The following is a 23499-nucleotide window of genomic DNA, read 5'->3' on the forward strand; positions in this document are numbered from 1 at the left end:
GGCGCTAGGAAACCTCTGGATCTTCGATGACTTGCTCGCCAATAAGCCAGCGCACAATGACCTTGGCCATTGCTTCGTCCTTGAATGTATACCAATCCTTCTGCAACTCGGGGAAATCGTAGAGAGCATCCTTAAAGTGCCGAAAGGGTTTGCTGCGTATCAGTGCTTGTTCGAGTCGTTGACGCGCGTTGGCCTCCGGAAGCGTTCCAACGAAATCCTCCATGTGCTGATACGACTCGTAAGACTGGATCGGTTCGATGGAGAGGTATTTCTCGTCCTCAAGATCAATCTCGTCATCGCTATCGGGGTCCATCCCGTACATGAGGACCTCGCCGGTCTCGGTATCCAGCAGGTAGCTGGTACCCATGGATCCATCGTCCTGCATGGCCATGGCGATCATATCCAGATCGAGGTCTTCGAGTTTCAGCACGATGCTCATCCTTGCCACACGGAGGGAATAACGTATGCCTCCAGCATTGCCGTACCGCCACACAAGACGCAAGTGCCAGTCATGGCAGCGGGCTACATATTTCTTCGCGGCTGATACACCCCGGTGCGTGGTGATCGAGTTGAAGCGAAGCGGCGGAACCACGAGGAGTCCGCCGCTTCACCCCCGATTCTTAGCTCAGCGTGTGAGCACCGAAGACTTCACATCTGCCGGGAGCTCGCGCTTGTCAAAGATGGTGGCCCCGATTTCCTGTTCGGTCTGGTTCTCAATCGACAAATCGATACCGCTGCGATCGCGCAGCAGTGTGACAGCGGTCAGCGAAATCAGCGTCATCCCCAACAGATAAAACGAGACAGCGGTGGTGCCGCCGGTGGCCTGAACCAACGCGGTGGCGATCATGGGGGCGAACGCGCCGCCGAGGATTGCACCTAAGGCATAGGAGATCGAAACTCCGGAGAAACGGACCGACGCCGGGAACAGTTCCGAATACAGGGCTGCCTGAGGCCCATACTACAGTCCCAGACCAACGGAAAAGAGTGCGAATGCCACATAAAGCAGCCCCAAGTTGGCGGAGTTCACCAGCCAGAACAACGGGAACACGCAGAGCGCCAGAGAGACAAAGCCAATCTGATAGGTGCGCTTTCGCCCGATGCTGTCGGAGAGGTAGCCGGAGAGCAGCGTGAAGATGAACCACATCACCGCACCGAAGGAAACTGCGAGCAAGACCTGGGTCCGGGAGAACCCGATGGAGCCTGCGGGATCGGTCATATAAGCCTGCAGGAAGCCGCCGGTGGTCATGTAGCCCGCGGCATTATTACCCGCGAAGACCAGCGCGGCCAGAATGACCAGCAACCAGTGCTTGCGGAACAATTCAACGGCCGGGACCTTGGTCTGCTTCTTCTTCAGGGCGATTTCTTCGAAGATCGGAGATTCCTCGACGCCGCGGCGGATGAAGTAACCAACAATGATCAACACGAAGCTGATCAGGAACGGAACTCGCCAGCCCCAAGCCATGAACGCCTCACCGGGCGAAACAATGCCGGTCATGATTGCCATGACACCGGAGGCCAGGAGCATGCCTAACGGAACACCGAGCTGTGGGAAGGCACCGGCACGTCCGCGCCGATCCTTGGGTGCGTGCTCGACGGCCATCAACACGGCTCCGCCCCATTCGCCGCCGGCCGAGATGCCCTGCAGGATACGCAGGATCAGTAGCAAGATCGGAGCAATGACACCGGCCGTGGCAAACGTTGGAAGTACACCGATCAAGGTGGTGGCGGCGCCCATCATGATCAGGGTCAGCACCAGCATGGCCCGGCGCCCAATCTTGTCTCCGTAGTGGCCTGCCAAGAAGGCACCCAGCGGGCGGAACAGGAAGGAGATGCCGACCGAAGCAAAGGAGAGCAAGAGCCCGATCTGGGCTCCGGCGGGCTTGAAGAATAGTTCGGCGAAGATCAGGCCGGCGGCCGTGGCATAGATGAAGAAGTCGTACCACTCGATGGTGGTGCCGATGACCGTGGCGAAGGCTACCCGGCGCTGGTTGACGCGCTGGGTAGGGGATTGGGTGTTGACGGGACTCATAGTGCTCCTCATTGAGCGGCTCATTCAAAGTGGGGGGGAGGACACCGGACGGAGGGCGTTGGCTATACCACCCATCAGTGTTTCAGACCACTAGGGTTGGGTTGATTTCATGTAGCTGTACTGCAATATGTGACGGAACCGAAAGGTGCACGTTTTTGATCGGAACCGCACGTTCTCAGCGATCACGCCGGTAGTGAAACTTCGGCCTTGGCCAGAGCCTTGAGACTAAATCCCGGAGCACAGAGTTCTTGGGGGGTCAGCTTGATGCCTTGACCCACGAGCCGACGCGCGGCAATGTGGTCGGCGGCCGAGTTGACCGATTCGACCGCGGACAATACCCCATCTCGTAACAGCGCAATGGAGAACTTTCCAGAATCCGGGTTCCCGAGCACCACTGGCTCGTCCGCGGGAGAGGATATGCCGGCGATTTGCAGACGAGTAGGGCCCTGCATGCTCCAGAACCACGGAGTTTCGGAGTAGCTGCCCGATTCCCCGGTGATCATGCGTGCCACATGCCGTCCGTGGTCTGTGGCATTCTGTACCGATTCGATTCGGGTGCGGGCTCCAGTGTTCGGGTGGGGGAACGACGCACAGTCTCCGACCGCGAATACTCCATCCACGGTGGTGCGCAGCGAGGAATCGACAACAATACCGTTATCCACCCTCAGCCCGGCGGCCTGCGCCAAAGCGGTGCGTGGGAGCACCCCGACACCGTAAAGCACCAGGTCCGCGTCGTAGTGGGCCCCGGTGGTGGACTGTACGCGCAGGCCAAGGCCTGCCGAGCGGATTGCTGCCACGCCCTCGTTCAGGCGCAGCGTGATGCCGTCTTGGGTGTGCTTGGTAGTGAACCAGTCCGCGGCCGTGGCCGAGAGCGCCCGTCCCATCGGGCGGGAAGCAAATTCCAGCACCGTGACCTGCAGGCCGCGCGCCCTTGCGGCCGCAGCGAATTCGAGGCCAATGAAACCTGCGCCGATGACCACTACTCGTTGAGCCGTGGACAATGCCTGCTGAAGATTTTCTGCATCCCAGAGCGTACGCAGTCCATGAACACCCTCCAAGTCGGCTCCCGGGCAGGGCAAAGCGCGGTTGGCTGCCCCGGTGGCGAACACCAAATGGGTATATTCCACGATGGTGCCGTCGGTCAGCGTGACCTTGCGTGCGGCAGTGTCTACCGCGGTAGCCGCGCTCGGGAGAACCGTGATGTCATGCTGAGTGAAAAACTCGGGGCCGCGCAATGGTAGCGGAGCCGCTAGGGAGTCGGCACACAGATAGTCCTTGGATAGCGGTGGCCGCTGATAGGGGACGGCATCCTCGTCGTTGAGCAGGGTGATGGCTCCGGTGTGCCCGGCGGTGCGTAGCGAATCGGCTACCTGGACTCCGGCTTGCCCGGCACCGATAATCAGTACGTGGTCGGCGGCTGTACGGCTCTCCATGATGCTAGAACCCGTCCGCGGGTACATCGACCACGATGTGATCCAACGCCGCGGACATCTTGATCTGGCAGCCCAGGCGTGAGGTCTCGGTGCGTTCGGCGGTGGTGCAGTCGAGCATTTCGTCCTCATCCTCGCTGAGGGGAGGCAACTGGGCCGCGAATTCGGGGCGAACAAACACGTGGCAGGTTGCGCACATGGCCTGTCCGCCGCATTCGCCCACGATGCCCTCGATGCCGTTGGTGACGGCGGCTCGCATCAGTGAGGTGCCTTCCGGGACGCTGAGATTGGTCATCTCGCCGGAAGCTTGGGTGAAGATAATTGTGGGCATGGGGGGTGGTCCTTTGGCGGTGTAGGTTCGGGGGCTATGAATGCTCGGAGGGTTATCCCCAGAGCACCGGCATCTTGGTCATGCCGCGAAAGACCCACCCGGCGTCGATGGTTTCGCCTGCCGGATCCAGGCGCAGGTTCGGTAGGCGGTCAAAGACTGCGGGCATGGCGACCTGGGCGACCTGCGCCCGGGCAATCCAGGTGCCGGCGCAGAAGTGCACGCCACCGCCGAATCCCAAATGTGGTTTCTTGGGCCGGAATATGTTGAACGTTTCGGGGTCTTCGAAGACCTGTGGGTCGCGGTTGGCGGCGCCCAGCACCACACCCAGGCGGGTTCCCTGGGGGAGTTTTATCCCGCCCAAGACCGTGTCCCGGGTGGTTTCGCGTGGGTACATTCCGATCGGGGCAACCCAGCGTACCGACTCCTCGAAGGCGATTGCATGAAGCCTTGGTTCGGCAAGCACGGCAGCTAGCTGATCCGGGTTTTTCAGCAGTGCCCAGACGGTGGTGGCCAGCACGTCGCGCGGCTCATTCAACCCTCCGCCAAGGGTCATCTTCAGATTTGCACGGATTGCCTCAAGTGGAATCGGCATCGAAGAAAGGTTGGAGATCAGCGATGCATCCGGGTTCTTGGCCAGGTAGGGCAGCATCTCGTCAATGGCCGCGTCGACCTCATCCGAGGACTGTTTCGCCAAGGCCCAGACGGCAGGATCGTCGGCGTAGTTCCCGGTGCCGTCGATCAAGGTTTGGCTCCAGCGTTGCATATCCTGCTGAGTGGCATTGTGAAAACCCATGATCATGCGTAGGTTCTCGCCGGTATAGGGGGCGGCATAGTCCCAAACGAAGTCCGCTCCCGGACCTTTGGCCAGCAACTCGGCGAGGTATTTTTCGTTGTTGGCCTCAAAGATCGCGTTCCAGTGTTTCTTAATGGTGCCCGGGCGCAGGGTGGCGCCGTAGGCATCGCGGTCCACCTGATGCTCCGGGTTATCCTTGCGCAGCATTGAGTGCCCCATCGAGCGCTTCATCAGTGAATTGTGCTCGTCGGCCGAGTACGTCGCCTCATCCTGCTCGATCTCGTGGCACGCGGCGTAGGAGGTGACCATGTGGCGATTAACCGCCGGGACCCAATGTACCGGGGCCTCTGCGCGCATCCGCTTGTAGATGGGAAACGGATCGCGGTACAGGTCCTCGATCCTCACCCAATCGGCGACGGGAGCCTCGATGCCCACTAAGGTGGTCGGGTCCGGCAATTGATGGGTGGCAGGTGCAGAATCCATCATCTGGGCAAGCGCGGCCGCGTCGGTGGGTAGTTCCCCGGTGAACGGACATCCGGTGGTGGTGCTGGACGGGTTGCTCATGGGGGTGGTCTCTCCTAGTGCGAGGTGGATGAAGCGGTCTTGGCATCAAGTGTGGCCGAGCGCACAACCTCAGGTAAAGTACATCTTTTAGTGATCTATCCACGGTTTAGGAGTGGTGTTGGCGGCTCGTTACACCTTGCGACAGCTCGAATGCTTTGTCGCGGTCGGGGAACATGGCTCCATTGCCGCGGCCGCCGCCGCGCTGTTGCTCTCACCTTCGGCAATAACCGGTGCCCTGAACGAGCTCGAACGAACCTTTGCCGCCCAATTGACCATCCGACGCAAGGCCCATGGAGTCACCCTCACCCCCTCGGGGCGGTATGTACTGGCACACGCGCGCAGTCTGTTGCGCACCGCCAGTGACCTGCAATCTCTGGCAGCAAGTTCCGGCGACCAATTGCGTGGCCGGTTGGCGATCGGCTGCTATTCTTCGCTGGCCCCCACGCTGCTGACCGAATTGCTGGCCGAATACAGCACCGAGCATCCCGAGGTGGAACTGGAATTCCATGCCGGCACCCAGCACGAAATTCACCACATGCTGCTCTCGGGCATGCTGGACGTGGCCATTTCCTACGACCTGGCAGTTCCCGCTGGGCTGGCCAAGCGCAAGCTCGCCGACTCGGTGCCCTCCGTGGTGCTCCCCGCGGACCACCGGCTAGCAGGAAAGGACCGGCTGGCCTTGGCCGAGTTGGTGGATGAGCCGATGGTGTTACTGGATGTGAACCCTAGCCGGGAAAATACCGAGATGATGTTTTCGGCGGCGGGCCTGACCCCATGGATCCGCTTCCGCACCACCGACTTCGAAACTACCCGTTCCATGGTGGCCCGCGGCATGGGCTATGCCATCCTCGTCCAACGTCCCGCGGGGGACATCAGTTATGAGGGACGAAAATTGGCGGTGCGCCCCATCCATACGGGTATTCGTCATGTGCCGGTAGTCGTGGTGTGGCGTGAAGGGACCAAACTTTCCGCGGCAGCCGAGGCGATGCTCGCGCTCGTCGTCCGCCTGCATGCGAGCTCCGCGAATCAGACGAGGCTGCCAAGCTAAATGAATCGAGCTAGTCAGATACGTATTCTCCATAGGACTTGCCAGCCTTCCAGGTGACTACCCCTCGTGAGGTCGACGAACAGGCTCCGAAGTGGTGAAGCTGGTTGGCATTATATTTTTGTTCTGGACGGCTTCAGAGAGCATCAACGCCCCTATCTGGAATGCCGAGAGCAACTACAAGACTTTCAGTAGCCCGGAGCAACAATTACAACCAAGCCCACTGCATCACTGTAAATACACGGAATTTTATTCGCTTTTTTCTCGTAACAATTACAAACGCACATTTCAACAATTACAAAACAAGGCACTGTATTGGATCGCGGCGCGCTTTTTGTGGTGTTTGGAAGGTGGGTATTGGTGAGGCTTGAACGCCTAAAATTGTCGGGCAATAACGGGGATATCCGAGCCACGGGAAGCACTGCTGTCGGAAGAGATTTTAGCGTACCGTCGTGTTTCTGAACAAGTGAATCAGCATAAAAATTTACCTTGAGACTATTGCGCGGTCACTATTCAGTGGTACTATGTACTAGTAGTCAATGCTGCTTAGTAGTTAGGAGGGGAGCCGCCCCATGGGTAAACAAATGACGGAGATGCTCAAGGGCACGCTCGAGGGAATCGTCTTGGCAATCCTCGCGGACGAGCCCGCCTACGGGTATGAGATCACTGCGAGGCTCCGAGATCAAGGTTTCACCGATATTGCAGAAGGCACCGTTTATGCGCTTTTAGTAAGGGTCGAACGTAATGGCCTAGTTGAGGTCGAAAGAGTCCCTTCCGAGAAGGGTCCGCCACGCAAGGTCTACACATTGAACCCCAAAGGCCAGGAGTACCTGGACGAATTTTGGCAAACCTGGGATTTTCTCACCGAAAAACTCAACAAACTCCACCATGGAAGGAATGCATCGTGAAGCTCGGATGGATCGAAAAGGTCACCGGATCTCTAGAAGAGAAGAAAAAGTACCGGGAGTACAAGTCGCGGGTCGCACAGCTTCCAGTCGGATACCGCACGGCCAACGAAGCGCTCGAACGCTACTTCATGTACTTCGGTGGGATCAGCAAAGGCGACGTACTTGTAGCGATGCTTGAAGACCTCGTGGAACTCTTTGAGCAAAGCGCTGCAAACAACACCCCAATTCGCGACATTGTTGGGAAAAATCCCGTCGAATTCGCCGAAACCTTCCTGCAGAACTATGCCGAAGGCCAATGGATCAACAAGGAACGCGCACGGTTGATCCAAAGCATCGACGGCGTAACGGGAACCTAAATCAAACCACCAGAACGGAAACCGTGATGGAAACAAAGCAACTCCAAGAACCGGCAATTTACGTGCGAGGCCTGGAGAAAAGCTACAAAGAACTTGAGGTACTCCGAGGCGTTGACTTCGCGGTTGACCCCGGAAGCATCTTCGCACTGCTCGGTTCCAATGGAGCCGGCAAAACAACTGTCGTCAGAATCCTCTCCACGCTGCTGTCTGCAAACTCTGGAGCAGCACGCGTGAACGGATTTGATGTCTTTACCCAAGGCGCATCGGTACGCGAATCAATAAGTCTCACCGGGCAGTTCGCGGCTGTCGATGAAATCTTGACCGGGCGGGAGAATCTGATTCTGGTTGCCAAGCTGCGGCACCTGCCCAGCCCGAGGGGCATCGCCGAGGAGCTACTGGAGCGCTTTTCACTCATAGAGGCAGCAGCTCGTAAAGTCGCTGACTACTCCGGTGGCATGCGTCGCCGACTAGATATCGCCATGAGCCTGATTGGTAATCCTCCAATCATCTTTCTGGACGAACCAACAACCGGTCTTGACCCGCAAGCCCGCCTCGAGGTGTGGCAGATGGTTAAGGAGCTCTCGAAACGGGGAACCACGGTGCTGCTTACCACTCAATATCTTGACGAGGCGGAACATCTTGCCGACAGGATTGGAATCTTGCATCAGGGCAAAATCATCGTCAACGGAACCCTTGCCGAACTCAAGGCAATGCTCCCGCCAGCCAAAGTTGAATACGTTGAGAAGCAACCAAGTCTCGAGGATGTGTTTCTCGCAATTATTGGAGACACGGCCACAACCACGGACGTTACGGCGCAAGAGACAGGGAAAGAATCATGAGCAAGCATTTTCTTAGCGACACTTCAGTCTTACTCGGAAGGTCGCTACGCCATATCTCGCGCAGCATGGACACCATCATCACCACAGCGATTATGCCGATTGCCTTCATGTTGCTCTTCGTCTATGTGTTCGGTGGAGCGATTAACTCGGGAGCAGGCCCATATGTCAATTACCTGCTTCCAGGCATCTTGCTGATCACCATTGCTTCGGGGATTTCCTACACCGCATATCGGCTGTTCTTGGACATGAAGGGTGGCATCTTCGAGCGCTTCCAGTCAATGCCTATTGCTCGCTCCTCGGTTTTGTGGGCACACGTACTCACCTCGCTCGTAGCTAATCTTGTATCTTTGATTGTAGTAGTACTTGTAGCATTACTGATGGGGTTCAGGTCAAGTGCCAGCGTGCTCCAGTGGCTCGCGGTCCTTGGGATCCTGGTACTTTTCACTCTGGCATTGACGTGGCTTGCCGTGATTGCCGGACTATCTGCCAAGACCGTGGACGGGGCAAGCGCCTTCTCCTATCCGTTGATCTTCCTGCCGTTTATCAGTTCGGCATTCGTTCCCACGGCAAGCATGCCAACCCCAGTGCGCGTCTTTGCCGAGAACCAGCCGGTCACCTCGATTGTGAACTCGATTCGAGACCTGCTCAGTGGCCAGCCACTGGGCAACGAACCGTGGGTTGCCGTTGCGTGGTGTGTTGGAATCATGATCGTCGCGTACTTCTTTGCTATGGCTGTGTACCGGCGGAAGGTCTCCTAGTTACCGCGCGTGCCTCAGTAGAAGTGCTCGCGAACGTAGGCCGAGAAAGCTAGTCGAACGGAAATTCTAGTCAATCTTGGATGGAAGAAAAAGTGGCAAGTGCCGAAATATGCTTTTCGGCGATCTCAATGAATCGTGCTGTCGATGGAGACATTCCCCCGCTAGCTCTTGAAATGAACACGAATTCCTCCTTGTAGGGAGGGTCGAGCCGTGCCCAATTGAGCACGGCTCGAGTCTCATGACGCATCAATGTGTAGTAGGACGCAAGTGTGTCCCCGAGCCCATTAGCAGCAAGATCAAGAGCCGCAGCCTGGAATTCCACTTCGATATCGGCGGTGATGTCCACTCCGGCCTCTGCCGCCAGACGGACCAAGCTCCTGCGCAGGGGATCGCTTGAGCGCCAATGGGCTTCGGAAAGAATCAAGTTGGTATCGGCCAGATCCTCAATGGTCACATGTTTAAGTGTTCGTTGCGGATCTTTGGTGACAAAAACAACTTCATCAACGAGAACTGGCTTGCCGACGTGGAGATTGGTTTCGTCGATGGGAAGCTGCACTAGGCCTGCTTCAAGGTCGCCATTGCGGACGCTGTCTGCAACCTGGGATGAGTTCAAGCCGACAAGTCGAATGCGTACGTGTGGATGTAGTTCCTTGAACTCGGTGATGAGCGGAGTAAGCATATAAGAGTTTGCGCTACTGAAAATTCCAAATGACACTTCCCCTCCGCTCAGCGTCCGGGCGTCCCGTGCAGCAACGGTAAGGTTCTCAATGCTGAGCATAGTTTGCTTGGCCAGCGGCAGAATCAATTTGCCGACATCGGTGAGTTGCAACTGTCTATTGGTGCGCGTGAATAATTGTGCTCCCACCAGCCGCTCTAGCCGCTTAATTTGTTCCGAGATGCTGGGCTGCGCAACATATTCGGCCTCAGCCGCCGCGGAAAATGATCCAGTCTCCACTGACCTCAAAAAATATTGAAGCTGCCTTACAGTGGGTCCTTCTGCCATCTCAAACACGTCCTTGTCCATTCCGGATTATTCTCGGCACTGATCACTAGATATAGGAAAAACCTTTGGCCAGTATATAAATTATGCCGTAGACGGCAAATGTTTGCTAGATCACACTTGTTGATACAGGAAAAAGTAATAGGCGCCCTTGCAAGCTAAGGCAGGGATGCCCGGCAAGGAGAAATAGCTTATGCAGCAACATACTGGCAGCGCAGTAGCAATCGTCACCGGGGCAGCCAGTGGCATGGGCAGAGCAACAGCCATGACCTTGGCCAAGGACGGCTGGAAGATTTTGGCGTTGGACCTAGTCGCAGGCACCTTCCAAGGGCCCGACGGTGAAATTGAGATCGTCTCGGTGGACGTCGCCGATCGGGTGAGTATCAAGAATGCCATCGACTCATACGTTGCCCAAACTGGGGCCAGTATTGAAGCAGTAGTCAATGTCGCTGGCGTTTATCCGCCAAGTACATTGGCAGACTTCACCACGGAATCCTTCCGTAAGATCTTCGATATCAATGTGCTCGGCGTGCTGAACGTGACAGCCGAAGCGGTGTCCCATATGGAACGGGGCGGCTCCGTGGTCAACTTCGCGTCAGTCGACGCGTTTTCTGTATCACCGGGGCAGCTGCTCTACGGAGCTTCAAAAGCAGCAGTGGTGATGCTGACCAAAGAACTTGCCCTTGAACTTGCTCCGCGAAATATCCGTGTGAACGCGATTGCCCCCGGCTGGGTACGAACCCCAGGCAATGAAACTACAGGCCGCATGGATGAAGCATCCAAGAGCATCCCGCTTAAACGGGTTGCCGAGCCCGAGGAAATCGCTCGATGGGTCTCTATTTTGACCGGCACCGACGCATCGTTCATGACCGGTGAAACCATCGTGCTCTCCGGCGGAGACGTTATGCGCTAACCGCACCACACCGCTAACAGTCATATGAAGAATTTGAACGAAAAGAGTAAGACGATGAAGAAATACTGTGTAATCGGAGCCGGGGCAGCGGGTATGTCCGCGTTGAACACCCTGCTTGAAAATGGGCACGAGGTGGATTGCTTTGAAAAGAATGAAGTAGTCGGTGGGCACTGGAATACCGATTACGACGCACTGCACCTGATCACCTCGCGCGACCAAACACACTTTGAAGACTTCCCGATGCCCGGGCATTACCCACATTTCCCGCGTCGCGACCAGATCAGCGACTATCTGCATTCCTATGGCCGCGAGCGCGGGCTGCTAGAACATATCTCCTTCAACACCGAGGTGCTCTCGGTGACTCCGGTGGCAACTGACGGGGCCGTTGGTTCCGCCGGATGGGTTGTCACAACCACCCGGGGCTCCGATACCTATGAAGGAGTGCTGGTGGCCAACGGGCACCTCTGGGACAAGAAGGTCCCACAGATATCCGGAACCTTTGACGGTCCGCAGATCCACTCGGGTGACTACCAAAACGTCGGCGACATTGAAGGTACCCGCGTGTTGGTGGTTGGTGCCGGTAACTCCGGATGTGACCTTGCCGTTGATGTCGCGCAGCACCGACTGGAAGCCGACATTGTGGTACGCCACGGATCCTACTTCCAGCCCAAAATGTACTTCGGACAGCCGCGCTCAGAGCTGGCGTTTCTCAAGGAATTCAAGGCTGAAGAGCAAGATCTCATTGCTCGACTGCTGGCTCGAGTTTCCATTGGGGAAAACTCAAATTACCCCAATCTGCCGGTGCCCAAACACCAGTCGCTGGCCGAAGGCGCAACGGTAGTCAACGATCTGCTGCTCTACTGGATCCACCACGGCCGTGTACGCGTGGTCGGCCACGGAGTGGAACGCTTTGAAGGCAAGAAAGTTCACTTTACAGACGGTTCGGTCCGCGAATATGACACCATTCTCTATGCCACGGGCTTCCACTCGACCCTCCCGTTCCTTGATAACGAACTGGTGCCCAGGAGCAACGGTGCACCGGTGCGTTATGCCGGCGGAATCATCCCGGAAGGGCTCGAGAAGCTCTACTACATTGGCATGATCGCCCCACGTGGACCCCAGATTCCCATCTATGGTGTCCAATCCCGGATCGTTGCACGCATGCTCGAGCTGCATGCTGCCGCACCGGAGGAGAACGCATCGCTAGCCGCGTACTTTGCCCAGTTACAAGAACCAGAAGATCGTATTGATATTCCTCGTCATTTCTGGGATGCACAGATCACTGACACCAACAGATTGATTGAAGCAATGCGTGTGAGCATCAGAGCCTAAAGCTATGCACTTTAAGTCCATTTCATGCTCGAAAGGAGAAGCACATGAAGCTGTGCTGGATATACCCAACCACCCGAATCCCCGAACTCGAATCGCTCTGGCAAGCCATGGAAGCATCGGTTCACGACCTATTACGTGACGACGTGCAGGTAGAACACAGGTTTCTTGAACGCAGCGGTAATTTTGCTCGTTCCTTGTATGCCGAATCAATAAACAACGTTTTTATGGCCGAGGCAGCGTTGCAAGCTCAGGCCGAGGGATTCGACGGCGTGCTTTTGGGTTGCTGGAATGATCCGTTATGGGAAGTTCGTGAGGTCTTAGATATCCCGGTGGCCTCGGTTGGCGAGCAATCGATGCTCACCGCACTAACTATGGGGCACCGCTTCGCGGTGGCTACGGTTTCGGCAAAAACTGCATTCTCCATTGAGCGTGATTTGATCTCCTACGGTTTGGCAGCCCGCGCAATATCGCGGCCCGTGCGTTACCTGAGCCCAGAATCCACCAATGCGTTGCTGTTGGAGTCGGTTTCGGATCCGTGGACGCGGGTCATCCCCCGCTTTGACGCGCTGGCCGAGGAATGTGCGCGGGCCGGTGCCGAGGTCATCGTGGTTGGTTGCACGTACTACGCGGCAATGCTGCGTCGGGCCGGGTACACGAAAACCTCAATCAGTGGTGTAACAGTTCTTGACGCAAGTGCCATAGCAATTAAGCAGCTCGAAGCAATGGTAGACATTTCGAAACTTATGGGTTTTGGCAAGAGCCAGTCGGGATCCCTGAGTACCCCCGATCGAGAAAAAATTGATCTCCAGCGAGGAGCTCTGGGGCTAATAGACCCGGTAGCTCTGGCACTGAGCGAAGGACTGAAAATATGAGTGAGAATACCTACGCGGCGCCACAACGCCTAGATGGTCGAATTGTATTGATTACCGGTGGGGCACGTGGACAAGGAGCCGCCCATGCTAAACGTTTGGCTTCCGAGGGTGCCATTGTTTATGCCGCCGACGTTCTCGATGACCTGGGGAAGGAAGCGGAAAGTGCATGGAAGGACGCGGGGCTTGATATTTCCTATGTTCATCTCGATGTCACAAGCCCCGAGGCTTGGCAGGCAATCTACCAGAAGCTACACAGTGATCACGGCCGTTTAGATGTATTGGTCAATAACGCGGGAATCGTTGATGTTAGCACCTTGGAAGAACTCGATTTAGCCGTGTGGAACAGGGTATTGAGTGTCAATCTCACCGGTGCTTTTCTGGGCTTGCAGAGCATGCTTCCACTGCTCAAAGCGGGCAAAGGAAGTTCGGTCATCAATACTTCTTCGATCTTTGGTCCGCAGGGAGCCATTGGCTATGCAGCGTATGCCGCGAGTAAGGCTGGGCTGCTGGGGCTAAGCCGCACCGCAGCCCTCGAGCTTGCCGAACATGGAATTCGTGTTAACTCATTGGTTCCCGGCGGAGTCAGCACACCGATCAACGAACATGAAAAAGACGGCGGAGTCATACCCGAGACGCCATTGGCCCGCCGTGCTCATGCAACCGAACTTGCCGCCGCCGTGGCCTTCTTGGCCAGCGATGACGCAAGCTTTGTCACCGGAACGGAACTGGTTGTGGACGGAGGATTCAGCGCTCGGTAGTTGCCCCTGAATCAGCTGAACATATTCGAGGGGAATAGCGGTGCCTGTATTGAAGGTGCTGAGACACCATCGTGTCTAACAGTTTTAGCCAACTTAGAATTCAGAGTCGATGATAAGTCATCGCCAACATGGAGTAGAGGTGAGGGCACGTGATCGAGGAAGACGCTAAGCCCTATGTACATATTGATAAGACACGGGTAGGCCTGCGTGGTAAGGAACCTTCGGTTCTTATTTCGCTGGGGGTAGTCGCACTTTTGGCGCTGATCCTCATCGTGGGCACCGTGGTGATGGAGATGCCCATCGAGATGGTGATGTTCTTTGCCATGGTCATCCTCATGATGCTGATGATCGCCACGGGCTTCTCCTACCAAGAGGTGCAAGATTCGGCGTTTGACTCGATTCGAAAAGTAGTCGAGCTGCTCTTCATATTATTGGCCGTGGGCATGCTGATTAGCTCATGGGCCATGTCTGGAACGATTCCCACGATCATCAAGATCGGTCTTGAAACCATCCATCCGTCATGGTTCTTTGTCACGGCGATCATTCTGTGTTCCGTCACCTCGTTGGTGACCGGAACTTCCTGGGGAACCATGGGATCTGTCGGTGTCGCTTTGATGGCTGTCGGCGATGGGCTAGGAATTTATGCACCGCTGACCGCCGGAGCTGTGATTTCGGGTGCCTATTTTGGGGACAAACTCTCGGTACTTTCCGACTCCACTAACCTCTCCGCTGCCATCACCGGTACGCCGCTGATGACCCATGTGCGTTATATGTTGTACACCACCGGTCCTGCTTACATCCTCACACTTGTCACTTTCGGCATTTTAGGTTTCGTGGTTCCACAAAACGGCTCCGCGGGATCTGCCATCGGTAACATCGTCAACGCCCTAGATGGTGGATACAAGCTCGGCTGGATCACGTTACTTCCCATCGTGATCACCGTTGGCATGCTGCTATTCAAGCTTCCACCATTCGTTTCCATCATGGGTGGTGCAGTCGCCGGAGCGATCCTTGCTGTCGCATATCAGGGCATGGACATCGGCGACGTCACGGCAGGGTTGTACGACGGTTATGTTTCGGATACCGGGGACGCAGCGATTGATGCACTAGTATCCGGCGGCGGAATGATGTCGATGGCCGGGCTTCTGCTCTTGTTCATGTTTGCTGTGGGAGTTTCCGGACTGATGTACCTGGGTGGTTATGTACATTCATTGCTGCGGGTGGTTCTGAAATGGGCAAACACTCGTCGTCGGATTATGGTGTTGACCTCACCGACGATGATCGGCGCTATTGGGTTGGGTGCCTCTTATTCATTTGGTGCGGTCATGGTGGGAACAATCTTTGCCCCGGCCTTCAAAAAGCTTGGGCTCAAGAGCGAAAATCTTTCGAGGACGCTTGAAGACTCCGGAACTGTTTATGATCCGTTCTTCCCCTGGTCAGGCGGTGGTGTGTTTGCTGCCGGAGTTCTTGGGGTTGCAACTCTTGAATACATGCCATTTTTGTTCTTCGCATATTTCTCCACCCTTGTAGCACTAGTTGTAGCGCTGACCCAATTCAAGGTTGCCGTATTTGAACCGGAAAGTGATGTATTGAAACAGGAAACTGCGGACGTCTAAAGTCAGTTTGTCGGTTCTTACAGACCGTAGAAACCAAATCGAGCAAGGTGTCGGGGCATGCTGGGATTTTTCCCAACGTTCCCCGACATCTTGATTTGAGTTCGATAGGAATCCGTTCGGTTGACTATTGCCGAATGTCTGACAGTACATGTGGCTGCTAAGAAAAGCAGTGGTCTAGTGAATACGGGGCAAAAGGCCCCTGAGCGTAGGCATCTGCCATGCTTGTGTGCCTGCAGGAAATCTCCTAATTATCGTGTGTGCCTCAGCAAGAATGCTCGCGAAATCGTAGGAAATTCTTTTGTGGAAATACGACGCTTTCACCCCTTGGGCTATATAGCTCAAGGGGTGAAAGTATCGTCAAGCAGCCTATCTCACTGAAATCCAAGCCACCGGCCTGCTAAATTTCAGTCAAAATCGTGTCTTGAGGTTCGAGCACTAGGATATTGAGCGAACTCCGTTCGATCCCTTGTGAAAGTGTATTGAAGAGAGCTGCGGGAAACTGAGATTTGAGATTGGGCTTGGCGACCAGCTTCTGGATCTCACCTAGTAGCCTCGGGAGCTCAGCGAGCTGTGGCTAAAAAGCATTGATGCGTACTGAATGAAGCAACCGGAATGCTCTATCGGAAACGGGTAGTGATCCGTCGGCTTAGCCAGTGGATGAATGGTGCATGTGGGGCATCGCAGCCTGGTGAGAGTGTGTGCATTGAGACATAAGTACACATAAACAATGCTCAAATTTGTTGTGGACAGTGCATAGATCCTGGTCACATACTGAGTGGTAATACCTAGCCGGTGACGCTTAGGCGTCAGCATTAAAGGAGAGCCATGAATCAGCAGTCTCAAAAAAACTGGGACCGAGAAGTCGACCTCTTGGTGCTTGGCACCGGAGCTGCCGGGCTTTCTGCAACATTGACCGCGGCAGCTCAAGGCGCCGAAGTACTGACCTTAGAAAAGACTGAATATCTCGGTGGTACCACCGCCTACTCGGCGGGAACCTGCTGGATCCCCAATAATCGCTTCCAACGTGAAGACGGAATTTTCGACGACCTTGATCGAGCAGCTCGTTACCTTGACGCGGTAGTGGGGGATAAAGCACCACGGGAAAGCCGCATGGCGTACCTGGATGCGGCCCCCAAAATGCTTGATGAGCTCCATGAACTTGGAATCACCTTCCTGCGCTCACCTGCTGTCGTCGACTACCACTCGGAAATGCCCGAAACAGGTAAGACCGGTCGAGCCCTTGAACCCGAACCCTTCAACGGCAAGCTGCTAAGCAAATCAGATTTCCGCCGAGTGCGCCCGCCCGTTCCTGAGTTTGCGTTAATGGGTGGCACTCTGATGTTGCGTCGTCCAGAGGTTGCGACTCTGCTCAGACTTTATACAGGCAATCTCGCCGAGCGCGGCAAAGCCATATTCCTGGCGGCAAAGCTCGGCCTGCAGTGGGCGCTGGATCGACTCACACATCCGCGCGGCACCCGACTCGTCATGGGTAACGGGCTCGTTGCCCGACTCTTCCACGAATCCCGCACACACGGAGCCGACTTCCTCTTCGACGCCCGCACCACCGAATTACTCACTCACGGTGATCGCGTCATTGGGGCGGAAGTAGTTCATGCTGGCAAGACACTGCGCATCCGGGCTCGCCAAGGTGTGGTGCTTGCCGCAGGCGGCTTCTCACAAAGCCCAGAAATGCGTGAAAAGTTCATGCCTAAACCTACTCCGCGTTATTCGCGTGCTGGCGAAGGCGCTACTGGTGACACCCTTGGCTTGGCACAAGCTACCGGTGCGGTGTTGGGCCACGACAATGGCGAAAATGCATTGTGGTTCCCGAGCTCAATTGGGCGTCGTGCCGATGGCTCGCGGGTTGTCTTCCCGCATATTTGGGATCGAGCCCGGCCCGGTGTGATCGCTGTGGATTCGCGTGGAAAACGCTTTGTCGATGAGTCTTGTTCCTATCACCGCTTTGTGCGCGCAATGTTTGATTCCCCGGACGCCGCGGCGGTACCGGCATGGCTGATTGTTGACTCGCGTACCTTGGCCAAATATGGGTTGGGCATGATTACCATGCCGCATCTGCCACGGGCGGCGCTGCAACGTTATGTCAGGGATGGATACCTCTTTGAATCCGACACTTTGACCGAGCTTGCCGCCAAGATTGGTGTTGATCCCGCGGGGCTTACCTCCACGATTCACCGCTACAACGGTTTTGCCGAGACCGGCATCGATGAAGACTTCGCCAAGGGCGAGCTGCTCTTTGGACAGGTCGCAGGGGATCCGGAGCATGGCGGACCCAACCCAAATGTTGGACCGGTAGCCAAGGCTCCGTTCTACGCAATGGCCGTCGTGCCCACCCCACTGGCCACTTCCTATGGCATTCAAACCAATGGCCATGGCCAGGCCTTGGGCGCCAATGGCGCCCCGGTGTCAGGTCTCTATGCCGCAGGAAACGATGCAGCGTCGGTCATGGGCTCCGAATACCCCGGCGCCGGTGTGCAGGTTGCCGCCGGGCTCACCTTCGGCTGGGCAGCGGCACGTCATGCAACAAATGCAAACGCGCCAGCAGATAGTCTGGAGACGCTCAAGACGCAGTAAGTACAACGCCGGGGAGTGGCAGTCATGGAAATTCGATGGATCGAGGCCTTCATTGCCGTGGCCGAGGAACTTCACTTTGGCCATGCCGCGGCGAGATTGCGTGTCGCGCAATCACCGCTGAGCCAAACTATTCGAAAGCTCGAGCGTTCCTTGGGTGAAGAGCTCTTCATTCGCAGTACCCGATCCGTCGAGCTGACAGCTGCCGGGCATGCTTTTTTGCCGCACGCCCGTGAGGTCATTGAACAAATCGGTATTGCTACGCGTGCGGTAAAAGTACCCCAGGGTCGGGTTTACGGAAGCCTGACCCTGGGGTTTGTTGGCGTGCTCAATCAGCTGGCTTTGCCGCCACTGACACGTGCCTTGAAAAAGGCTCATCCCGATATCCAGCTCAAACTCGTGGGCAGGGTTATGACCCAAGAAGCAGTGCATCAGCTGGATGCCGGAACCCTGGACCTTGCCTTTGTGGGGCTGCCTGTTGATTCGACGCGTATCAATGCTCGACTCTTGGCTCGGGAAGTGTTTGGCGTGGTGCTCGCCGTTGACCATCCGTTGGCAACGGCGACAAGCATTGACCTGAGCGAGCTCTCGGAGGAACCGTTTATTACCCCACCGGTGGCCTCGGGGTCCGCGCTGTACGAAACGACCCTGCGCGCCTGTTCGGATGCGGGATTCTACCCAAACGTTGTCCAGGAAATCACAGATCCTTACATGATCATGATGCTCGTGGCTGCGGGCGTGGGGCTCGCGCTCATGCCAGAGGGGATGGGTGGGGTCTTACCGCCGGGAACAGTTTATGTGCCACTGAGCGGCCCCCCGTATTACATGAACCATGGGTTGGCTTGGTCTATTCGACCGGGTTCTCAGGCACGTGATGCGTTCTTGGAAATGAGTGAAAGCGTTTTGCCAACCCCAGATGTAACTATGTAGAAATTGCACACTATCTATGTGTAATTAGGTCGTGGACTTAATAAGTAAGCGCGCTCACACTGGATGATGAACTCCCCACGGGAACGAAAGGATCATCCATGAAAACGGCGACAACACCGGGCGCGGATCGCAAGATCACTGCCACACCACAGGCGCGTCGCGCCGCGCTATCAGGCTTTCTGGGCAGCACCCTCGAGTACTACGACTTCTTCATCTACGGCTCTGCCGCGGCACTGGTGTTCTCGCATGTATTTTTCCCCAGCGATGGCAACAACTCGGTTCTACTTTCAATTTCCACCCTGGGTGTCGCCTACATCGCCCGCCCACTGGGCGCAGTGATCTGGGGTCACCTGGGAGACAAATTTGGCCGCCGCAACACCCTGATGGCCTGCCTGCTGCTCATGGGCGTATCAACATTCCTGATCGGATGCCTGCCCTCTTATGACAAGGTCGGCATGCTGGCCCCGATTTTGTTGGTAGTCCTTCGCCTACTCCAGGGCCTATCGGCCGGTGGAGAGTCCCCGGGCGCCGCATCGCTGTCCATGGAACACGCACCGGATCACCGCCGCTCCTTCTTTGCAAGCTTCACCATGAGCGGGATTATGTTCGGCATTGTGCTGGCTACCTTGGTCTTCATCCCGGTGGCTTCGATGCCCGATGAGCAGCTGCTTACGTGGGGCTGGCGCATTCCATTCTGGATCAGTGTTCTGTTGACCTTCTTCGCTTTCTGGATTCGCCGCCATCTCGAAGAGCCGGAGGTATTTGAAGAAGCCAAGGAAAACGCCGATAAGGAAAAAATCCCGTTGGTCGAGCTTTTCCAGAACCACTGGGCAGCGGTCATTCGCGTCATGTTCTCCTCCACCTTCGCCATGATCAACACCATCGTGAATGTCTTTGCCTTGGCCTTTGCCGTCGAGCACAGCGGCATCGAACGCACCACCATGCTTGCGGCAATTGCCGTTGCAAACTTCACGGCTGTACTCACCCAGCCGCTCTACGGTCACCTCGCCGATAAAATCGGCCGCAAACCGGTCTTCATTGGTGGTGCGCTGGGAGCTGGTGCCATGATGTTCGTCTTCTTCAATGCCATTGGCACCGGAAACGTGGCACTGATCTTCATTTCCTCAATCATCCTCATGGGTGGACTGTACGCTGCACCCAACGGCTCCTACATGGCCTCATTCCCGGAACAGTTCCCCGCCAGGGTCCGCTACTCCGGCATGGCCATTGGCTTGATGCTCGGCCTGCTGGTCTCTGGCTTCACCCCGGCCATCGGCACCATGATGACCGCCGGAGATAGCTCCAACTGGATGCCTGTAGCCATCATGTGCTTCGTCTTCACCATCATCTCTGCGGTCGCTTTTGCCACAGGTCCGGAAACCTACAAGATCCCCACCGCACAGCTGGGAATGACCCGCGCCGAACGCGAGGCATTGAACAACAAATGATCACCACCAACCAACAGCTCAGCATGGGCTTGATCGGCGAACACTTGGGAAGCTCGCTCTCCCCGGCCATTCATGAGGCCGAAGCAGCGGCGCTGGGTCTTGCCGGGTTCAGCTACCAACGCCTCGACACCGCCCAAGGCCCCATCACCACCCCGGGCGAAATGCTGGCCACGGCATTGAGCAATGGCTTCACCGGTTTCAACATCACCCATCCGTGGAAGCAAGAAATCATGGCGTACCTCGATGCCTTGGCACCCGAGGCCAAGGCCTTGGGTGCGGTGAACACCGTGGTGCTCACCGCATCGGGAACTATCGGCCACAACACCGACTACAGCGGCTTCCTCTCGGGACTACGCAGAAGTCTGGCCGCGGGGACCGCGGCAGAAAATGTTGTGCTCTTTGGCGCCGGCGGTGCCGGCTCGGCGGTTGCCCAGGCACTTATTGATTTTGGGGCAACCACCTTGCACCTCATCGACACGGATGTCGGCCGCCGCGATTCACTGCGCGAGATGCTCCTTGCGGCGCACAGTGGTAAGTCGGAAATCACCATCGTTGCCGGCGGCCCAGACAACGCCGCTGCATGGATCCAGGAAGCCGATGGGGTCATCAATGCAACCCCCCTTGGCATGGAACATCTACCTGGAACTCCATTTGACGTGTCCCTATTACGCTCAACACACTGGGTAGCCGATGTCATTTATCGCCCGGTGGATACCGAGCTGCTGTTGGCCGCGGCAGCCATCGGCTGCCAACGCGTGGGTGGCACGACGATGCTCATCGAACAGGCAGCTGACACCTTCGTGCTGCTCACCGGGATGGAACCGGACCGCGAACGCATGCGTGCGCATCTAGCCAACCTGCTTGAGCCTGCCGCGGGCGCGGCAACCAACTAGATACCCAAGATTTACTCCTCCTGGAAGGAAATGCCGATGGAAATCGCACACCCAAACGCAACGATTCCACCACTACGCGTGGGGATCGTTGGCTGCGGCAAGATTAGTTCCAATCATCTGGCTGCCTTTGAAAAAATCGAAAATACAATTGTTGTCGGTGTCTGCGACGTAGACATTGCTCGGGCCCGGGGCGTCGCGGCCACCTGGAACGTGGACCATGCGGTTGACTCGGTCCAAGCGCTCTTGGAGTTGGGACTGGACATTGTTTCGGTCTGCACCCCGCACCCCACCCACGAAGAGGTAGTGATTGTCGCTGCAGCAGCAGGTGTGAATGTGCTGTGCGAGAAGCCAATCGCGGTGGATTTGGCCTCGGCCCAACGCATGGTTCAGGCCTGCGAGGAAGCCGGGGTCAAGCTGGGGGTGCTCTTCCAACGCCGTTTCTGGCCTGCAGCACAGCAACTGCGTGCCGCAATCGACGACGGAACCCTTGGTACTCCGGTCATGGGCCAAGTTTCGGTATTGCTACACCGCGAACCCGAATACTATTCGGCGGATGCCTGGCGCGGCACCTGGGCCAATGACGGTGGCGGAGTACTCATGACCCAAGCCATTCACTATATTGACCTCTTGCAGTGGTACTTGGGCGATATTGCCGAAGTCTATGGAACCATCAACACCTATAAGCACGGCGAGCACATAGAAGTTGAAGATTCCGCTGCAGCGGTACTGAAATTCACCAACGGTGCCATTGCCACGCTGAACGCCTCAACGGCAGCAAACCCGGCTCTGGGCGTGCAGATTAAGATCACCGGGTCCACAGGTGCCACGGCGGAACTCAGCGAATTCCCCGAGGGTAGTGATGGACGGATCACCATCATGGCAGTCGGAAACACCGTCACAAGTTCCCCGGCCCATCCGCAGGGGAGTGAAGCCAACGTCGATCTTGCCTCAATCAACGCAGCCTTGGTGGAACATCACCGGGCGCAGATTGAACAATTTGCTCAGGCCGTAGGCGAAGACCTTGAACCAGCAGTAAGCGGCCAGGACGCAACAAACGCGCTGCGCATCTTGTTGGCGATCTATGCTTCTTCGCGCACCGGGGAACCGGTGCGCTTTGCCGCGGTCTCCGGACAAGGTCCGGTTCCCAGCGACGCGGTGATCTCTTCGGTGCTTTCCCCCACTCAGGCCTCCTGCTAATTCCCTTAGCTACGTAACTTTTTTACCGCCCCCGAAACGGAGCACAATCATGAAAACCACAACACGGCAGCTGGGCCTTGCCCAGCTTTCCCTCGTCGCGACCGCTCCGGCAGATCTGGTGCGCCTTGCGGCAAATGCCGGATTCGACTTCATCGGAGCACGCGTCCGTCCGGTCACGGCTACCGAGCGTCCCTATGACCTGCAGCCAGGTTCCCAGATGTTGGCCCAAACGCTCGCTGCGGTGAACGAAACCGGAGTCAGAATCAAAGACATCGAGTTCTTGCTGCTCGATGGCAGCGACCAACGTGATGCCTGGCTTCGCATGATGCAAGCAGGCGGCGCGCTTGGTGCCTCGAGCCTGACGATTGCCGCTGCTGCCATGGAGGAAAGCCGTTTGGTCGAACTCATCGGAACCATGACCGAAGACAGCAGCGGTTTTGGGCTGGTTCCCACTTTAGAAGTCATTTCCTATCAGGGAGTGAACTCGTTGGATCAGGCAGCCCGGATTGCCAACGCTACGGGGTGCAAAATTGTTGCAGATACCTTGCACCTGAGCAGGGTGGGCACCACCGATACGGAACTTGTCACACATGCGGGGCTGATCCCGATGCTGCAGTTATGTGATGGTCCGGCCCAACGCCCCGCCGACCTTGAGGGGCTGGTGTTCGAGTCGCGTTCGGCCCGGATGGTTCCGGGAACCGGTGGGTTCGGGCTTGCCGCAATGGTTGCCGCATTGCCCAAGGATCTGCCCATCAGCGTTGAAACTCCAAATGATGAAATGTTGGCTCAAGTTGGCGAACAAGCGTGGGCCCATATGCTCAAAGCCGGGCTCGAGAAGGTACTGGCGCAGGCCGAGCTCTTACACGCAGCACCCACACTCAGCGTCTAAGAATTCCCA

General features: G+C 56.6%; 21 protein-coding genes and 1 pseudogene. 16 read left to right on the forward strand and 6 right to left on the reverse strand.

The features are described from left to right. Positions 1 to 4: 4 nt before the first annotated feature. The 5 genes and pseudogenes from CQ018_RS05730 to CQ018_RS05750 all read right to left on the reverse strand — a co-directional run bounded on the left by CQ018_RS05730 (position 5) and on the right by CQ018_RS05750 (position 5147). A complete protein-coding gene (locus tag CQ018_RS05730) occupies positions 5 to 430 on the reverse strand; it encodes a UPF0158 family protein (protein ID WP_181149752.1) in 426 nt (141 codons plus the stop codon). Between the two features lie 195 nt (positions 431 to 625). Next, a pseudogene (locus CQ018_RS05735) lies at positions 626 to 2029 on the reverse strand (MFS transporter). Between the two features lie 182 nt (positions 2030 to 2211). Then, complete coding sequence (locus tag CQ018_RS05740) at positions 2212 to 3462, reverse strand: NAD(P)/FAD-dependent oxidoreductase (RefSeq protein ID WP_105549336.1); 1251 nt, start codon at positions 3460 to 3462, stop codon at positions 2212 to 2214. A 4-nt stretch (positions 3463 to 3466) separates the two neighbouring features. Continuing rightward, a complete protein-coding gene (locus CQ018_RS05745; protein ID WP_105549023.1) occupies positions 3467 to 3790 on the reverse strand; it encodes a 2Fe-2S iron-sulfur cluster-binding protein in 324 nt (107 codons plus the stop codon). 52 nt (positions 3791 to 3842) lie between these two features. Next, the gene (locus CQ018_RS05750) at positions 3843 to 5147 is read right to left on the reverse strand and encodes a cytochrome P450 (protein WP_105549024.1); all 1305 of its coding nucleotides are present in this window, start codon (positions 5145 to 5147) and stop codon (positions 3843 to 3845) included. Between the two features lie 118 nt (positions 5148 to 5265). Between CQ018_RS05750 and CQ018_RS05755 the strand changes: the two genes are divergently transcribed. The 5 genes from CQ018_RS05755 to CQ018_RS05775 all read left to right on the forward strand — a co-directional run bounded on the left by CQ018_RS05755 (position 5266) and on the right by CQ018_RS05775 (position 9053). Continuing rightward, entirely contained in the window at positions 5266 to 6195 is a 930-nt protein-coding gene (locus CQ018_RS05755) for a LysR substrate-binding domain-containing protein (protein ID WP_146111825.1), read from the forward strand. Positions 6196 to 6764: 569 nt separating this feature from the next. Further along, complete coding sequence (locus CQ018_RS05760) at positions 6765 to 7100, forward strand: PadR family transcriptional regulator (RefSeq protein WP_105549026.1); 336 nt, start codon at positions 6765 to 6767, stop codon at positions 7098 to 7100. Beyond that, positions 7097 to 7456: a DUF1048 domain-containing protein gene (locus CQ018_RS05765; protein ID WP_105549027.1), complete on the forward strand. Its 360-nt coding sequence runs from the start codon at positions 7097 to 7099 to the stop codon at positions 7454 to 7456. The genes CQ018_RS05760 and CQ018_RS05765 overlap by 4 nt, the downstream gene beginning before the upstream one ends. Before the next feature lie 26 nt (positions 7457 to 7482). Next, positions 7483 to 8295, forward strand: coding sequence for an ABC transporter ATP-binding protein (locus CQ018_RS05770; protein ID WP_105549028.1), 813 nt, complete (start codon positions 7483 to 7485; stop codon positions 8293 to 8295). Continuing rightward, the gene (locus CQ018_RS05775) at positions 8292 to 9053 is read left to right on the forward strand and encodes an ABC transporter permease (RefSeq protein ID WP_105549029.1); all 762 of its coding nucleotides are present in this window, start codon (positions 8292 to 8294) and stop codon (positions 9051 to 9053) included. Before CQ018_RS05770 ends, CQ018_RS05775 begins: the two co-directional genes overlap by 4 nt. Before the next feature lie 70 nt (positions 9054 to 9123). Here the strand turns inward: CQ018_RS05775 and CQ018_RS05780 are convergent, their stop codons facing one another. Beyond that, entirely contained in the window at positions 9124 to 10077 is a 954-nt protein-coding gene (locus CQ018_RS05780) for a LysR family transcriptional regulator (protein WP_308728994.1), read from the reverse strand. 169 nt (positions 10078 to 10246) lie between these two features. Between CQ018_RS05780 and CQ018_RS05785 the strand changes: the two genes are divergently transcribed. From CQ018_RS05785 to CQ018_RS05835, 11 genes are all read left to right on the forward strand, one after another. Beyond that, a complete protein-coding gene (locus CQ018_RS05785) occupies positions 10247 to 10966 on the forward strand; it encodes an SDR family NAD(P)-dependent oxidoreductase (RefSeq protein ID WP_105549030.1) in 720 nt (239 codons plus the stop codon). 54 nt (positions 10967 to 11020) lie between these two features. Beyond that, positions 11021 to 12298, forward strand: a complete 1278-nt coding sequence (locus tag CQ018_RS05790; RefSeq protein WP_105549031.1) for an NAD(P)/FAD-dependent oxidoreductase — start codon at positions 11021 to 11023, stop codon at positions 12296 to 12298. Between the two features lie 44 nt (positions 12299 to 12342). Beyond that, a complete protein-coding gene (locus CQ018_RS05795) occupies positions 12343 to 13170 on the forward strand; it encodes an aspartate/glutamate racemase family protein (protein ID WP_105549032.1) in 828 nt (275 codons plus the stop codon). Further along, a complete protein-coding gene (locus CQ018_RS05800) occupies positions 13167 to 13928 on the forward strand; it encodes an SDR family NAD(P)-dependent oxidoreductase (RefSeq protein WP_105549033.1) in 762 nt (253 codons plus the stop codon). The genes CQ018_RS05795 and CQ018_RS05800 overlap by 4 nt, the downstream gene beginning before the upstream one ends. A 149-nt stretch (positions 13929 to 14077) precedes the next feature. Further along, complete coding sequence (locus CQ018_RS05805; protein ID WP_105549034.1) at positions 14078 to 15544, forward strand: Na+/H+ antiporter NhaC family protein; 1467 nt, start codon at positions 14078 to 14080, stop codon at positions 15542 to 15544. A gap of 825 nt (positions 15545 to 16369) precedes the next feature. After that, entirely contained in the window at positions 16370 to 18136 is a 1767-nt protein-coding gene (locus CQ018_RS05810) for an FAD-dependent oxidoreductase (protein WP_105549035.1), read from the forward strand. Between the two features lie 24 nt (positions 18137 to 18160). Then, entirely contained in the window at positions 18161 to 19063 is a 903-nt protein-coding gene (locus tag CQ018_RS05815; RefSeq protein ID WP_105549036.1) for a LysR family transcriptional regulator, read from the forward strand. A gap of 98 nt (positions 19064 to 19161) precedes the next feature. After that, positions 19162 to 20511, forward strand: coding sequence for an MFS transporter (locus CQ018_RS05820; RefSeq protein WP_105549037.1), 1350 nt, complete (start codon positions 19162 to 19164; stop codon positions 20509 to 20511). Then, on the forward strand, positions 20508 to 21404 hold the full coding sequence (locus CQ018_RS05825; RefSeq protein ID WP_105549038.1) for a shikimate dehydrogenase: 897 nt from the start codon (positions 20508 to 20510) through the stop codon (positions 21402 to 21404). The genes CQ018_RS05820 and CQ018_RS05825 overlap by 4 nt, the downstream gene beginning before the upstream one ends. A 36-nt stretch (positions 21405 to 21440) precedes the next feature. Beyond that, a complete protein-coding gene (locus CQ018_RS05830) occupies positions 21441 to 22601 on the forward strand; it encodes a Gfo/Idh/MocA family protein (RefSeq protein WP_105549039.1) in 1161 nt (386 codons plus the stop codon). A gap of 49 nt (positions 22602 to 22650) precedes the next feature. Continuing rightward, a complete protein-coding gene (locus CQ018_RS05835; RefSeq protein ID WP_105549040.1) occupies positions 22651 to 23490 on the forward strand; it encodes a sugar phosphate isomerase/epimerase in 840 nt (279 codons plus the stop codon). Positions 23491 to 23499 lie beyond the last annotated feature (9 nt).

It is taken from the genome of Arthrobacter sp. MYb227 (assembly GCF_002975435.1).
GTDB lineage: Bacteria > Actinomycetota > Actinomycetes > Actinomycetales > Micrococcaceae > Paeniglutamicibacter.